Raw genomic sequence first — 15,942 nt, forward strand, 5'->3', positions numbered from 1 at the left:
AAAAACAAAATATACTATGAAAAAATATTATCTGGGAATATTAATTATGAGCGCATCTACGATACAATCTCAAAAATTTCCTGATCTTAGAGCACCTATTGCAGAAAAGCAGGAACATATCCGGGAAATCCACGGTGATAAAGTGAATGATCCCTATTACTGGATGATCGATTATTTCAAAAAAGGAAAAGATTCTACAAAAGTCGTTGATTATCTGAAGGCTGAAAATACCTACTGGGAAGGGATGATGAAGGATACGGAACCTTTCAGGGAAAATCTGTTCCAGGAAATGAAAGCCCGTATTAAGGAAAAAGATGAATCTGTTCCTGTCTTTGAAAACGGATATTATTATTATACCCGCACAGAGGCCGGAAAACAATATTTTAAATACTGCAGAAAAAAAGGCAGCCTTACTGCTCCTGAAGAGATTCTTCTGGATATAGATAAGCTTGCTGAAGGACATGCTTATTATGCCGCGTCAGGTTTCAGCATCAGTCCGGATAATACAAAACTGGTTTATGGTGTGGATGATGTTTCCAGAAGACAGTATACTTTATTTTTAAAGGATCTGAATACTGGAAAAACGACTGATCTGGGCATCAAAAACACAGAAGGTTCCGCAGAATGGGGCAACGACAATAAAACAATTTTCTATACAGAGAAAAACCCGGTTACTCTTCTGTCTGAAAAAATCAAAAGACATACGCTGGGAACAGATCCGGCTAAAGATGTGACGGTTTATGAGGAAAAAGACCACTCCAATTATATCTCGGTATACAAGTCCAAAAATCATAAATTCCTTCTGATCTATTCAGGTGCTACCACTTCTTCTGAAACACGATATCTGGATGCTGACCAACCCAACGGAATATTCAAGGTTTTCCAGCCGAGAATGAAGAATGTTTTATATACGATCACTCCGCTGGAAGACAAATTCCTGATCAGAACGAACAAGGACGCGCTCAATTTTAAAATAGCTGAAACGCCGCTGGATAAGACGGGCGTTGAAAACTGGAAAGATTTCATTCCACACAGAAGCGATGTTTTAATGCAGTCTGTAAGTGCGTTTAAGAATTATCTAGTTTTCAGTGAAAGGCAGAATGGACTTACCCAACTGGTTATTTACGACAGAAAAACAGGTAAAAAGGAGGCACTGATATTTGATGAACCTGCTTACACCATTTCTCCGCTGGAAAATCCTGAATACAATACGGATCAATTCCGTTTCGGATATACTTCAATGATCACGCCTGTTTCACAATTTGAGCAGGATTTAAAGACAGGGAAAAGAATATTGCTAAAACAGCAGGAGGTTCTTGGTGGCTATGCTAAAGACAGTTATACTACTGAAAGGCTTTTCGCCACCGCAAAAGACGGTACAAAAATTCCCATCTCCATTGTTTATAAGAAAGGATTCAGGAAAGATGGAAACAGCCCTCTGCTTCTTTATGCATATGGTTCATACGGAAGTTCGATGGATGCAGCTTTCAGCAGTACGAGACTGAGCCTTCTGAACAGAGGTTTTGCTTTTGCGATTGCTCACATCCGCGGAGGACAGGAAATGGGAAGGCAATGGTATGAAGACGGAAAAATGATGAAAAAGAAGAATACCTTCACCGATTTCATTGATGCGGGAGAATATCTGGTTAAAGAAAAATATACGTCACCAAAACATCTATATGCGCAGGGCGGAAGTGCCGGAGGCCTTTTGATGGGTGCGGTAGTGAATATGAATCCGAATTTATGGAATGGTGTGATTTCGCAGGTCCCGTTCGTAGATGTTGTCAATACGATGCTTGATGAAAGTATCCCGTTGACGACCAACGAATATGACGAATGGGGAAATCCAAACAATAAGGAGGCTTATTTCTACATGAAATCTTATTCACCGTACGAAAACATTGAAAAGAAAAACTACCCTAACATCCTGGTAACCACAGGTCTACATGATTCTCAGGTACAGTACTTTGAGCCTGCAAAATGGGTGTCCAAACTTAGGGATATGAAAACTGACAAAAATGTATTATTATTAAAAACGGATATGGATTACGGCCACGGAGGTGCTTCGGGAAGGTTTGATTACCTGAAGGATATTTCGCTGGTGTATGCTTTTATGTTTAAACTGGAAGGGATTAATAAATAATTAAGTATCACGCAGATTTTGCGAATTTTGCAGATTTAAATGACTGAAAATGAAATTTCATATATTGTTAGAAAATGTATTTTCAACGTTTATAACCAGCTAGGACCTGGTTTACTGGAATCTTTATATCAAAAAATTCTGATCTACGAATTAGAAGAAAGTGGTCTGGAAGTAAAATCGGAGGTAATACTTCCCGTATATTACAACAATAAAAAGTTTGATATTAATTTTAAAATTGACATTTTAGTAGAAGATAAAGTAGTATTGGAATTAAAATCAATTAAAGAATTGGAAGCTATTCACTACAAACAACTCTACACCTATTTAAAACTATCTGATAAAAAATTAGGAATGCTAATTAATTTTAATACAACAAATATTATGGATAGTATAAAAAGAGTGGTTAACCATCTTTAAATCTGCTAAATCATTACAATCTGCGCGAAATAAAATAATAAACAATAATTTACATAATTAGGCTATGAGAAGAAAAATAGTTGCAGGAAACTGGAAAATGAATAAAAATGTCATTGACGCACAACAGTTAATGATTCAATTACTGAGCTATAAAAATAGTAATACCACCAACTGCGAAGTATGGATTGCGCCGCCTTCTTTATATTTAATGATGGCTAAAGATATCTTCGAGAAAGATGAGATCGGTGTATTCTCTCAGGATATGAGCGAACATGAAAGTGGGGCTTATACAGGTGAGATTTCCGCAGATATGCTGGAATCCATTGATGCAACCGGTTCATTGATCGGGCACTCTGAAAGAAGACTGTATCATGGTGAAACAGATTCTCACTGCAACAGGAAGATTAAACTAGCCCTTGATAAAGGACTTATCCCTGTATACTGTAACGGTGAAACGCTTGAACAGAGAAAAGCAGGACAGCATTTTGAAGTGGTAAAAAACCAGACTGAAGTGGCTCTTTTTACACTTTCTGCTGAAGAAATCAAAAAAGTGGTGATTGCTTATGAACCGGTTTGGGCCATAGGCACAGGGGAAACAGCAACTCCGGAGCAGGCTCAGGAGATCCACGCCCATATCAGAAGCATCATTGCAGCGAAATACGGACAGGAAGTTGCTGACGAGGTTTCTATCCTTTACGGAGGTTCTGTGAAGCCTGATAATGCCAAAGAGATTTTCTCACAGCCTGATATCGATGGTGGACTGATCGGAGGTGCGGCCTTAAAACTGGAGGATTTCTCTAAAATTATTGAGGGGTTTAATTCATAGTTTCGGTTAAAACCAAAGGAAATTTATTTTTATAAACAAATGGGCTGAAGCCCATTTCTATTGATTTATTGAAATCATATACAATCAAAAACGGCGGCATCTTCGATGCCGCCGCTTTCTTAAAAAAAATCTAATTATTGAATATCAACTACATACATTGTTCCCTTGTCTACTTTTCCGGTTTTAGGAAGGATCTTGGCTTTTGGATTTCCGTTTCCGTCATCTAAAATTCCAAAATCATCATCATTGAAGACAGCCAGTTTATTGTTTCCTAAATAAACGATTCCTTCAAATTTATCATGCTCATATCCTAATTTTGCCACCAGATCTATTGCTAAAACTTTGGACACCGGTTTTATCCCGGCATTCGTAATTTCATCCCATGTAGACTGCTCTAAGGTTTTATTATTGATCTTCATCCCGTCAACAGCCGCAATATCAGTTCCGTTTACATCTGAGGCTCCGGTTATATTGATCCTGTAGACCTTTTTGGTGCCGCCCTGAGATCCAAAATTTCCGTCTCTTTCGATTACCAGGAATTCTGTGCTGCTGATGGCTGTAATATCGCATACCGAGTCTGAAGCACCTCCATTCTGCTTATACAGATACTGTTTCGTCTGCCCTGTTGCAATATCGAAAGTGACAATTCTTGTTAAAGTCGTATTCGTTGCCAAAGCTTTTGTTGGTACATACATGGTAGACTGCATCGTTCCTACCAACATTTTCCCATCCGGAGTGATACATAACCCTTCCATTCCTCTGTTAGCTCTTCTTTTCGCCAAAACGGCAGGAAGTTTTCTTGGTCCGGTATTGACACCAATCGGGCTTATTCTTTCCAATTCTACCCCTTCTGCACTGTAATGAACGATGTGCGGTCCGTATTCATCAGAAACCCAAAATGTTCCATCTGATGCTGCAACAATACTTTCGCTGTCCAGTCCGTAATTATCAGTACCTAAAACATTCCCTGATGAATCGTAAGCCGTCTCTCCGGTGCTGCCCATTCCTGCCGGATTTGGAAGACCTGTGATCGGCTGTCCGGAAGGATTTTTCAGCTTAATATACTTAATGACCTCAATATTTCCTTCTGCATTGATTTTAAAATGCATAATGGTAGGTGTAAAATTCGGAACAGAAAATTTTTTCCCGTTCAGGTAGTCTGTATTCGGGCCACGGTCTGTGATCACATAAAACTCTCCTTTTCTGGTAGGATGTGCAGCCGCACCGGAACCGAATCCGCCATTAATGACATCTACTCCATTAACCGTAGCTAATTTAGAGAAAGGAAATTCCTGAGGAAGTTTAGCATAATTGACATCCTGGTTATTCATCTTGTCATCATCTTTACACGATGAAATTGCGGACAATATGATAACGGATAACAGTAGTTTTTTCATATTAACTTTTATGCCGCGAAAATATACATTGATTGTAAACTGATCCTGAACTTAATAATAATTGTGTTTTAACAATGAGATTTTGGATGTGGATTGTTGTAATCCTATTAGACCACCCCGTCAAAAATTCAAAGAATTTTTGCCACCCCTCCACCGGAAGGGAATTTTGATCCGACGAATTTTTTTCACTTTTGTAGCTAACAAAAAAACGCACCGGATTGGTGCGTTTCAATATTCCTCAAAAAGGAAATTATTTTTTCTCTGCAGATCTCTGTAAAACTTCGTCTACCATTCCGTAGCCTTTTGCTTCTTCAGAAGTCATCCAGTAGTCTCTGTCAGAAGATTTTTCTACCCATTCATAAGTCTGTCCGGAGTGGTGACCGATGATTTCGTAAAGCTCCTGCTTCAGTTTCAGCATTTCTCTCAAGTTGATCTCCATATCTGAAGCTACTCCCTGAGCACCTCCTGATGGCTGGTGGATCATTACTCTTGAATGCTTAAGCGCAGAACGCTTTCCTTTTTCTCCTGCCACCAGTAAAACCGCTCCCATTGAAGCTGCCATTCCTGTACAGATCGTTGCTACATCCGGCTTGATGATCTGCATCGTGTCATAGATTCCTAAACCTGCATAAACGCTTCCGCCCGGAGAATTGATGTAGATCTGGATATCTTTCGATGGATCTGCACTTTCCAGGAATAAAAGCTGCGCGGTTACGATGTTGGCCACCTGATCGTCTATTCCGGTTCCTAAGAAGATAATTCTGTCCATCATCAGACGTGAAAATACGTCCATTTGTGCAACGTTTAATCTTCTTTCTTCCATGATATACGGCGTAAGGTTTGTTGGGCCGTACATTCCCATATACTGATCGGTAACCAGACCGCTGTTTCCTAAATGTTTTACAGAGAAATCTCTGAAGTCTTTTTTAATGTCCATATTTCTATTATGTATTATTAAATATTTTTTTCGAAGTTTAAATTACAACTTTTATTCCTAAAATTTTATAGGACTTTTTGTCACAGAATATCCGTCTGATGATCAGCAGTATGTCTGCAAATTATCTTTTCCTGTCTGCGTAGATGCCTTTGATCGGCGAATATTCAATAATATTGCTTAATCTGATGGAAGCCTGTTTCAGCAGGGTGATCTTTTTGATCAGTTCATAATATTTTGTCTCATCCGTCTCGCTGTATTGGTCCAGCTGCCTGGCCGTTTCCTTTATTAAATAATCAATATACCGGTATTTGTGCAGCAGAACGTCACCCTGTACCTGTTCTGCTATCTTGTCACCATAATTGGGAGGATAAATATTTCTGGAACCCCAGTTCTCCAGCTCATCCGGAGGCATCAAGGCATCCACTACCTTGGCCGTAATTTCTTCATCCATGAATGTCACAAAAAAGTTTCCGCTTCTCAGCTCATCTTTTTGGATGCCGTCTTTCACCTGGTTAATGATAATCTCATTGCTTTTTACCAGAAAATCGTACTGTTCTTCTTCAAAATGCAGCAGGATTTCTTCAATAACTGTGATCTGGTATTCTTCATTTTTTTCATTTTGCCTTTTCAGAACAATATCCCCGAACATCAGCATATGATCCACAAGCCTGCTCTCCATAAACAGAACATCGTAAAGATAAGGATCTTCTTTCTCCTGATCCAAAGGCACAATTTCCAGTTTTGGCGGAACTTTTTCTTTCTGATGCTGCACATGCTGATGCTGATTCTGGGTAATCTGCTTCTGAACATCCAGTTCATTAAAAAGACTCTGCTCCGAAAGTCCGAATTTATTGGAAACCTCTTTAAGGTAAACTTCTCTTTTTAAAGCATTCTGAACAAAACCTACGGATTTTACGATATCTCTGATCGCTTCAGCCTTTTTAATCGGGTCATTTCCGACTTCCCTTAAAAGAATTTCAGCTTTAAAATCAATGAAATCCTTCGCTTCATTTTCGATGAATTTTTCTACATATTCCTGCGGGTGTTTTCTGGAAAAAGAATCCGGGTCATCACCATCCGGAAATAGCAGGACGCGGATGTTCATCCCTTCCGTCAGAAGCATATCTATACTTCTGAAACTGGCTTTGATCCCTGCATTATCACCGTCAAAAAGAATCGTTACATTTTCCGTAAGCCTTTTGATCAGCTTGATCTGCTCTGTTGTCAAAGAAGTTCCGGAGCTCGCCACCACATTCTCTATTCCCGCCATATGAAGGGCTATCACATCCATATAACCTTCCACAAGAAGACAGATATTCTTTCGTGAAATAGCCTGCTTGCTCTGGTTTAAACCGTAAAGTACATTGGATTTATGGTAAATTTCCGTTTCCGGGGAGTTCAGATACTTGGCCGTTTTTACATTATTCTTAAGGATCCTGGCTCCGAAACCTAAAACCCTTCCCGAAAAACTGTGAATCGGGAAAATAACCCTTTCCCGGAAACGGTCGATCCCTGAAGGTGTATTTTCAGGGAATATGGAAAGTCCGGATTTTTCAAGGATTTCCTTCGAATATCCTTTTTCTTCAGCATAAACTGTAAAAGCATTTTTCTTTTCCGGTGAATATCCCAGCTGGAATTTCTTTATAATATCATCCTTAAGCTCACGTTCTCTGAAGTAAGCCAGGCCAATGCTTTTTCCCTCTTCCGAATCCCAGAGAATATCCTGATAATAAGAGTTGGCAACCTCATGAATTTTATACAGCTGATCTTTTTCCGTCTGTGCGTGTTTTGCTTCTTCAGAAAACTCACGCTGGTCTTCTTCAACCTCGATCCCATATTTTTTGGCGGCGTGGCGAAGAGCTTCGGGATAAGTGAAATTCTCAATTTCCATCAGGAAAGAAATGGCAGTTCCTCCTTTTCCTGTTGAGAAATCTTTCCAGATCTGCTTACTTGGCGAAACGACAAAACTCGGAGATTTTTCCTCATGAAAAGGACTGAGCCCTTTGAAATTAGACCCTGCTCTTTTCAGCTGAACGTACTCTCCCACTATTTCTTCAACGCGGATTGTGGAAAATATTTTATCTATCGTCTGCTTGGAAATCATGTTGCAAAAATACTGAAATGATTTTGAGCTTCAACCAAATTAGATTCAAATGCTCAAAATTTAGTCTTAATTTTACAGTCTCAAATAAATTGCATGCATTTCGAGATTAAAACAATAAACGACTGGCAAAGCGTTGTAGAAAAAATTTTTCCACAACTTCAACACAATATTCTTTTACTAAAAGGAAATTTAGGCGCAGGAAAAACAACTTTCACTCAATTTTTACTTAAAAATCTGGGTAGTGAGGACGAAGTTAACTCTCCCACTTATTCAATTGTCAATGAATACAATACACCGAAAGGGAAAATTTATCATTTCGACCTTTACCGCTTAAAAAACATTGAAGAAGTCTACGATATCGGCATCGAGGAATACCTGGATAATGCTTTTTTGTGCATCATAGAATGGCCTGAAGTGTATGAAGAAGAGCTCTACGGGCTTAACTATCACACAATGAGCATCGTGAATACCGGGGATGAAAGAGAAGTCTCATTCGAGTAAATATTATGTATCTTTGCTTCCTAATTCAATGGTAAATAACAAACTGTAAGACATAATTTAATTAAAGAATGAGTACTACAAATATTTTTACTCCTTTTACTGAAGAAGAATTGATGCCGAAGGAAGAAAAGCTGGAGGTGATAAAGAAAGGAAAACAGTTCAGTATTGGAATTCCTAAAGAAACCTGTCTTAACGAAAGGAGAACATGCATTACTCCGGATGCGGTACAGGTACTGGTAGAACACGGTCACGAGCTCATTATAGAAGCAGGTGCCGGAGAAGGTTCTTTTTTTACAGATCTGCAGTATTCCGAATCCGGTGCAAAGATCACCAATGATCCCAGAGAAGCTTTCGGACAGGATCTTATCTTAAAGATCAATCCTCCTACGGAAGAAGAAATTGAATACATGAAGCCTAATACCTATCTGGTTTCAGCCCTTCAGATCAACCTTAGAGACAAAGATTATTTCTTAAAGCTGGCAGAGAGAAAGATCAACGCCATCGCTTTTGAATTTATCGTGGACGAATACAAACAGCTTGCATTGGTAAGGCTGGTCGGCGAAATTGCAGGAACAGTCTCTGTTTTATATGCATCAGAACTTCTTGCCTTGTCAAACGGCTTAATGCTGGGCGGTATCACAGGAGTAAGACCTTCAGAAGTTGTTATTTTAGGAGCGGGAATCGTAGGGGAATTTGCAACAAAAGCAGCCATCGGACTGGGAGCCAGTGTCAGAGTATTTGATAATTCACTTTCAAAGCTGAGAAGACTTCATACCCTTGTAGACAGCCGTGTTCCGACTTCCATTATCGATCCTAAAGAATTAAGCAAAGCTTTAAGACGTGCAGATGTAGTTATCGGCGCCCTTCCAAGATTGAATATGACCCCGATCGTTACTGAAGAAATGGTCGCAAAAATGAAAAAAGGAAGCGTTATTATTGATATTACGATTGACAACGGCAAGGTGATAGAAACCTCTGAGCTTACGACTATGGATAATCCTTATATCATCAAACACGGCGTGATCCACTGCGGACTTCCGAACCTTACGTCCAGAATGCCCAGAACGACAACAAAAGCGATCTCCAATTTCTTCCTTTCCTATATCCTGAATTACGATGAAGAAGGTGGTTTTGAAAATATGCTGATCCGCAAAAATGAAATGAAGCAGAGTTTATACATGTATAAAGGAAGACATACCAAAAAAGTGATCTGCGACCGTTTCGGACTTACTTACCATGATATCAATCTTTTAATTTTCTAATGAAAAAAGTTAAATTCTTTTTAATAGGCCTTATTCCGGGACTGATTCTTGTATTTTTTATTCTGAACAAAAAAGGGGCGAGCTGCAGCGGATATCTTCCCAACAGCCGCGTGATCGCAGAAACCCTTTCTAAAGAATTCAGGTATTCTGATGACGTTAAAAACGGAATGAACACTTATAAGATTGATGAAAAATTTATAAAAGACAGTATCATTACCAAAGGAAAAATAGATTTCGACAGGAGCCACGCGCAGAAAAAGCCCTGCCCCGATTACGTTTTGACATACCCGGAAAACCATCCGGTTTACGAAATCACCTATGAAAAATGTGAGGAAACGGTGACTTTAAACAGTCTGAAAAAACTGAAATAATCCTCAAGATCTTTGCTGAATTGATATAAAGATCATTAAAAAGCTATTTTTATGGAAGGCAATTACTACATGATCCACGATTATCTGATATTCATTGGAGTTTTTGCCATTTTCGTGCTTCTTACGGTCAGTATTTACCTGTTCAGCCAAAACAACAGGATCAAACAGAGAAATACCAGGCTTTCTGAAACCAACAGGATTATTGAACAGAAGCTGAATGAAGTTCAGCTGGAACATATCGGCACCAAGCTGAATCCGCATTTATTTAAAAATATTCTGAATTCCGTACAGTCTCATGCCTACCAGACTTATATGTCCCTGGATAAGCTCGCGAATGTCCTGGATTATATCCTGTACGAAAGCAACAACAAATTTGTCAGCCCGAAAGAGGAACTGAATTTTGCGTTAAGCCTTATTGAGATCAATAAAATAAAGATCAACCCTCTTTTTGATTTCAGGATCAAATCCAGAATCAACAAGTCCGATACAGTTTATGAAGAAAAAGTTTTTGCCCCGCTCATTTCTGTTGATCTTATTGAAAATGCCTTTAAACATACTGATTTCCTGGCGCAGGATTCTTTTATCGCAATCCATCTGGAACTTGAAAACAGAATTTTCACTATGAAAGTCAGCAACAAATCTTCATTAAAGAATGTTCTTGAAAAGGAGAACAGCGGTTTCGGCAGCCAGTCTCTGGATCAGAGGCTTAAAATGATTTACAGCAATCATTACCAGCTTGAGAAAAGTTCAAAAAGCGGTATATTCACCGCAGAATTAAAAATCAATTTAGGAGAATTCTATGATAAAATGCGTTATTCTCGATGATGAACTGCTGGCGATCAGCTACTTAAAACTTTTATGCGAACAGATCGAAAATGTAGAAGTGGTAAAGGCATTCAATGATCCTAAAATTTTCCTGAAGGAAATAAACGACATCGACTGTAATCTCTGCATCCTGGATATTGAAATGCCGGGGATGACAGGACTTCAGGTGGCAGAACTTATTTCCGGTTCCAAAAAGATTATTTTCACGACCGCTTACAAAGAATATGCAGCAGAAGCTTTCGATCTGAATGTGGTGGATTATGTAAGAAAACCCATCAAAAAGGAAAGACTGATCCAGGCCTTTGAAAAAGCAAAACAACTCGTAGACATTCCTCATAAAAAAGATCTGATTGAATGGAATACCAATATCGGCAGAACCGTCATTTTTACGGAACAGATCGCCTACATTAAGACTTCGGAAATCGACAGCCGCGATAAAGACATCACCCTGAATGACGGAACTATGATCGTTCTGAAAAACCTCAATTTTAAAAATCTTCTTGAAATGCTTCCTCCGGGGGATTTTGCACAGGTGAATAAAAAGGAGATTATTGCCCTGTCTTCTATCAAAGTATTTTCCACCAACGAAATTATTACCACCATTCAACAGGAAGGAGATCATTTTCTTAAACTTCAGATAGGAGAAGCTTATAAGCATTCATTAATGGAACTGTTCGGAAAGTAGATCTTTCGGACATTTAGGGTTTCACTGCAAAATGCGGCGGTTCATCACATTCTCCCCTTTTACCATAGCTTTACAGTTTAATTTCGTTATAAACCAAATAATTTTATAATGAAAATCGTGTGTATGCAGCAGGAATTCTCTTATCCATATTGATACATTGCAATCCAATCTGGAAAACCGGATCAGGACCGGATATTCCTTGAAATAGATTTTTATTACATTTTTAAGAACATTTATTACATTTTAAAAAGAAGAGTATTTAACATCAATATATTCTTATCAACTTTGTATAAAATATTAGGAATCATGAACTGGGGAAAATACAGAAATTTAATTTTTTATATAGCCACTATCGCCTTTTTTTCCTGCCTGATGTACTTCTTCATCATAGAAGGACGGACGCTGGAGATCAGGGAAAATATAGTTACAAAAACCAACACGGGTTCTACCTGGGAAAATTTCCAGGAATCCTTTAAGACGAATCTTCATCATCCGCTGGCCCTTCTTCTTGCACAGATTGTCACCATTATTCTTGTTGCAAGACTGTTCGGATGGATCTGTATGAAAATCAAGCAGCCTACTGTAATTGGCGAAATGATCGCGGGAATTGTTTTAGGCCCTTCATTGCTAGGCATGTACTTTCCTGAATTTTCAGCTTTTCTTTTCCCGAAAGAATCCTTGGGCAACTTACAGTTTTTGAGCCAGATAGGCCTTATTCTGTTCATGTATATTGTAGGAATGGAGCTGGACCTTAGTGTTTTAAGGAAAAAAGCTCATGATGCGGTAGTGATCAGCCATGCCAGCATCATCATTCCTTTTGCATTAGGTATCGGTCTCTCTTATTTTGTGTACCGGGAATTTGCACCGGAAGGTATTCAGTTTACCTCATTTGCCCTGTTTATTGCTATTTCAATGAGCATCACCGCATTTCCGGTACTTGCAAGGATTGTTCAGGAGAGAAATCTTCAGAAAACCAAACTGGGAACAATCGTTATTACCTGTGCCGCAGCAGATGATATTACGGCATGGTGCATCCTTGCGGCAGTTATTGCCATTGTAAAGGCAGGATCTTTCACCAGTTCCATCTATGTGATCATTATGGCTGTTGCCTATGTATTTTTTATGATCAAGATTGTAAGGCCGTTCCTGAAAAGGATCGGGGACTTGCAAGCGGGCAAAAACACAATCAGCAAACCGATGGTTGCTATTTTCTTCCTGACATTGATCCTTTCCGCATATGCTACTGAAGTTATTGGTATTCATGCTCTATTCGGAGCTTTTATGGCCGGAGCTATCATGCCGGAAAACGCGAAATTCCGAACACTTTTCATTGATAAAGTTGAAGATGTAGCCCTGGTGCTTCTTCTTCCGCTGTTCTTTGTATTTACAGGCCTCCGTACACAGATCGGGTTATTGAATGACGGTCATTTGTGGATGACGGCAGGATTTATCATCTTAACGGCTGTTACCGGGAAATTTATAGGAAGCGCGCTCACAGCAAGGTTCGTCGGGATCAACTGGAAGGAAAGTTTAACGATCGGTGCTCTGATGAATACCAGAGGATTAATGGAGCTTATTGTCCTGAACATCGGGTATGACCTAGGCGTATTAAGCCCAGAGATCTTTGCTATGCTCGTCATTATGGCTTTGTTTACCACTTTTATGACAGGTCCAGCTTTAGACTTTATTAATTTTATTTTTAAATCTAAAAAAAGTTCTGATGAAGAGGCCCATGACAGTAATGATTCAAAATACCGTGTCCTTCTCTCTTTTGATAAACCTGAATCCGGAAGTACCCTGTTAAAACTTGCCCATGATTTCACCAACAAAATGAATGGCAACAAAAGTATTACGGCCATGAATATTGCTCCGGTAGATGAAATGCATGCTTATGATATCAATGAATATGAAGATGCCCAGTTTAAAAACGTTATTGAAACATCACACGACCTGAAACTGGAAGTCACGACTCTTTTCAAAGCTTCTACTGATATTCAGAATGACCTTGCAGGTATTTCAAATAAAGGAAATTATGACCTTCTTCTGATCATGCTTGGAAAATCCATGTACGAAGGAAGTTTACTGGGAAGGCTGCTAGGATTCACAACGAAGATCATTAATCCTGAAAAGCTTCTGAACACGGTAAAAGGTAAAGGAAATATCTTCAACAATTCTCCTTTTGACGATTTCACCCTGCAGATCCTCGATAAAACCAATATTCCGGTAGGCGTTCTGGTAGAAAAAGATTTCAAATCAGCAGACAGGGTATTTGTCCCAATTTTTAACCTCAGCGATTTTTATCTGCTTGAATATGCCAAAAGGCTGATCAATAATAACAATTCCCAGATCATCATCCTTGATGCAGCCGGACAGATCCGCAACAATATCGAGGTGAAAGAACTGATCAGAAGTATTGAACAGGTAGCTCCCAACCACATCACTTTATATAATGAGAAAAAAATAGAGAAGGAATTCCTGAACTCACAGGATCTGATGCTGGTCAGCAGCAAAAGCTGGAAAAACCTCATCGACAGCAAGAGCCTTTGGCTGTCTGATATCCCTTCTACATTGATTATCTCTAACCCTTAAATTAATGTAATAATGTAGCAGTCTAACAATGTAACAATAGGATTAAATGATTGATAAACTGTTACATTGTTATATTGTTACATTATTTTTCCTTCCTGAGTTCTAGAAGTTTTTGAAATGCTTCGGAAATTCTCTTCTGCTCTCCATCAATATAATCACTGCTGAAAGGAGCGCCACAATCCAAACTATTGACAAGGTGAACCAGTTTTCCTTTTTCAAAATAATTCCGGCTTTCTTCAATCTCTGATTTTTTAAAGTCAAAAGCTTCCGTATCATGGTTTTCTTTCATGGCTTTGACATCATAAAACATCGGGCGGTTGTAGGTATATATCTTCTCAAAAACAAAGGACAGATGTCCGTTAAGCAAATAATATTCGGTAAGTACCTGCCCCGTTTCTCCGTAAAGTCTTGCCGTTATCTTTTCTAAGCGACCTTTCTGCTCATAAAATACAGCCTCCCCGCCTTCTGCGGATTCTCCTTCTATGTTTTTCTTTTTGATGGAGCTCCATTTTGTAATAGAATTGATCCTTTTAAAATTGGTACGAACCGGTTTCAGCCTGTCTGTTAAATATTCGTTGACGGCAATATCTTTTTCCCTGAAAGATTCTTTGATCTTTGCCGTATCAGATGGTGTGACGTGTAAAGAAGCAGAAAGCTGCCGCTTTCCAGTTTCGGATGTGAAGGTTTCCGCATTGATCCAGTGTATGGCAGCAATTACTACCAGTAAAGTATAAAAACAATTCTTCATGATCATTGTGTCGTGATATTGATTTGTTACAAAGCTAGTTAATCTTCATGACACTGCTTAAAAACTGGAGTTACTATCTTTGGAGAGATACGATAAGTAAGCCCTCATGCTTGCTAAGATCATGCCCTTATCCTAATAAAGACTAAACAGCATATGACTTTTGGGGGCAGCCCATTGGTGCATTCTATAATAAAAACCAACTTTTAAAAGTTGGTTTTATTTTTCCAGGAGTGATTCAATAAGTTTGTTTTGCGTTAATTCACGAATCTATTTCACTTTAAGAAAAGTTCCGTCTAAAGTTGCATTCATTCCAAACTCACAATCACGCGACTGCTCAGACGGGACTGATGTAATTGATATAAATCCGTTATAAAATGTAGCGAGGAATGAACATGATTGATTGATTTCAATAGTAAACTGATTATTTTTAATCATCACCTCTCCCGACGCATCTGCAATATTTCTGCCCGGAGCGCTGGTCACAGAACCAATGTCATAGGAATACCTCTGATCTTTTATCTTTTTAATCGTAATACTTCCCTGATAACCATCTTCTCCATATTGATAGGTATACGTTCCTTCAAAACGATCAGATGGAACAGGTGAAAATATCTCCGGCTTCGGATTTACTTTAGTTTGGACATTAAGTGCAATGGGATAAACAGCATCAGACTTTGTGGAAGACCAGGATCCTTCTAATTTTCCATTTTTTAAGACCGCGTCAATAATTCCGCTGATATTCCCATCGTTTTCAAATTCCTCCAGATGATAATGATTTCCGGAATCCAGCGTTCCTATTATTTTAATGGGTTTCTTATCTTTAGTTTTGACATATCTGATGTTCCCTAAAACAACATTCTTTGAAACGCTGACAGTCAGTTCAACAGGAATTTTTTGGTCAATAAGGCCGCTAAAACTATAATTCGCGTCAGTATTCTTTTGCTGAGCGTGACAGATGCCTGCGGCAAAGCATACCATGAATATTATTTTTTTCAGATAGTTCATATTAGAGATTTTAATGATAAATGGATACGATTCATTGAAGTCATTTTTTTTCACAAAAAGGCTTCGTCATGCAAAAGTACAAAAAGACAGCTATTACACAGCTCTTCTAACAGGAAAAGCCAGTTAAAATTG

Annotated in this window: 14 protein-coding genes; 9 read left to right on the forward strand and 5 right to left on the reverse strand. The window is 38.8% G+C overall.

The genetic code is table 11. From position 1 onward, the window contains the following. Window positions 1-16 precede the first annotated feature (16 nt). The 3 genes from IX38_RS09005 to tpiA all read left to right on the forward strand — a co-directional run bounded on the left by IX38_RS09005 (window position 17) and on the right by tpiA (window position 3,386). Complete coding sequence (locus IX38_RS09005) at window positions 17-2,143, forward strand: S9 family peptidase (protein WP_034703985.1); 2,127 nt, start codon at window positions 17-19, stop codon at window positions 2,141-2,143. Window positions 2,144-2,182: 39 nt separating this feature from the next. Beyond that, on the forward strand, window positions 2,183-2,560 hold the full coding sequence (locus IX38_RS09010; protein ID WP_034703987.1) for a GxxExxY protein: 378 nt from the start codon (window positions 2,183-2,185) through the stop codon (window positions 2,558-2,560). Window positions 2,561-2,624: 64 nt separating this feature from the next. After that, window positions 2,625-3,386, forward strand: coding sequence for a triose-phosphate isomerase (gene tpiA, locus IX38_RS09015; protein ID WP_034703989.1), 762 nt, complete (start codon window positions 2,625-2,627; stop codon window positions 3,384-3,386). 134 nt (window positions 3,387-3,520) lie between these two features. Here the strand turns inward: tpiA and IX38_RS09020 are convergent, their stop codons facing one another. The 3 genes from IX38_RS09020 to dnaG form a co-directional block, all read right to left on the reverse strand. Then, complete coding sequence (locus IX38_RS09020; RefSeq protein ID WP_034703990.1) at window positions 3,521-4,783, reverse strand: esterase-like activity of phytase family protein; 1,263 nt, start codon at window positions 4,781-4,783, stop codon at window positions 3,521-3,523. A 250-nt stretch (window positions 4,784-5,033) separates the two neighbouring features. Beyond that, a complete protein-coding gene (gene clpP / locus IX38_RS09025; RefSeq protein WP_034703991.1) occupies window positions 5,034-5,720 on the reverse strand; it encodes an ATP-dependent Clp endopeptidase proteolytic subunit ClpP in 687 nt (228 codons plus the stop codon). A gap of 121 nt (window positions 5,721-5,841) precedes the next feature. Next, window positions 5,842-7,824, reverse strand: a complete 1,983-nt coding sequence (gene dnaG / locus IX38_RS09030) for a DNA primase (protein ID WP_034703992.1) — start codon at window positions 7,822-7,824, stop codon at window positions 5,842-5,844. A 93-nt stretch (window positions 7,825-7,917) separates the two neighbouring features. Here dnaG and tsaE point away from each other — a divergent pair, with 93 nt between their 5' ends. The 6 genes from tsaE (at window position 7,918) to IX38_RS09060 (ending at window position 14,057) form a co-directional block, all read left to right on the forward strand. Beyond that, complete coding sequence (gene tsaE, locus IX38_RS09035; RefSeq protein WP_034703994.1) at window positions 7,918-8,325, forward strand: tRNA (adenosine(37)-N6)-threonylcarbamoyltransferase complex ATPase subunit type 1 TsaE; 408 nt, start codon at window positions 7,918-7,920, stop codon at window positions 8,323-8,325. A 68-nt stretch (window positions 8,326-8,393) separates the two neighbouring features. After that, a complete protein-coding gene (locus IX38_RS09040) occupies window positions 8,394-9,587 on the forward strand; it encodes an alanine dehydrogenase (protein WP_034703996.1) in 1,194 nt (397 codons plus the stop codon). Beyond that, window positions 9,587-9,958 carry a hypothetical protein gene (locus tag IX38_RS09045; protein ID WP_034703998.1) on the forward strand — a complete coding sequence of 124 codons (372 nt, stop codon included), beginning with the start codon at window positions 9,587-9,589 and terminating at the stop codon, window positions 9,956-9,958. The genes IX38_RS09040 and IX38_RS09045 overlap by 1 nt, the downstream gene beginning before the upstream one ends. Window positions 9,959-10,009: 51 nt before the next feature. Then, a complete protein-coding gene (locus IX38_RS09050) occupies window positions 10,010-10,783 on the forward strand; it encodes a histidine kinase (RefSeq protein WP_084680240.1) in 774 nt (257 codons plus the stop codon). After that, complete coding sequence (locus IX38_RS09055) at window positions 10,758-11,468, forward strand: LytR/AlgR family response regulator transcription factor (protein WP_034704001.1); 711 nt, start codon at window positions 10,758-10,760, stop codon at window positions 11,466-11,468. Before IX38_RS09050 ends, IX38_RS09055 begins: the two co-directional genes overlap by 26 nt. A gap of 306 nt (window positions 11,469-11,774) precedes the next feature. Next, complete coding sequence (locus IX38_RS09060) at window positions 11,775-14,057, forward strand: cation:proton antiporter (protein WP_034704004.1); 2,283 nt, start codon at window positions 11,775-11,777, stop codon at window positions 14,055-14,057. A gap of 82 nt (window positions 14,058-14,139) precedes the next feature. On the opposite strand, the gene IX38_RS09065 is transcribed toward IX38_RS09060, so the two are convergent. Both IX38_RS09065 and IX38_RS09070 read right to left on the reverse strand, forming a co-directional pair. After that, a complete protein-coding gene (locus IX38_RS09065) occupies window positions 14,140-14,805 on the reverse strand; it encodes a hypothetical protein (RefSeq protein ID WP_034704136.1) in 666 nt (221 codons plus the stop codon). A gap of 267 nt (window positions 14,806-15,072) precedes the next feature. Then, the gene (locus IX38_RS09070) at window positions 15,073-15,810 is read right to left on the reverse strand and encodes a hypothetical protein (RefSeq protein WP_131368653.1); all 738 of its coding nucleotides are present in this window, start codon (window positions 15,808-15,810) and stop codon (window positions 15,073-15,075) included. Between the last annotated feature and the right edge of the window lie 132 nt (window positions 15,811-15,942).

The organism is Chryseobacterium luteum (genome assembly GCF_000737785.1).
GTDB lineage: Bacteria > Bacteroidota > Bacteroidia > Flavobacteriales > Weeksellaceae > Chryseobacterium > Chryseobacterium luteum.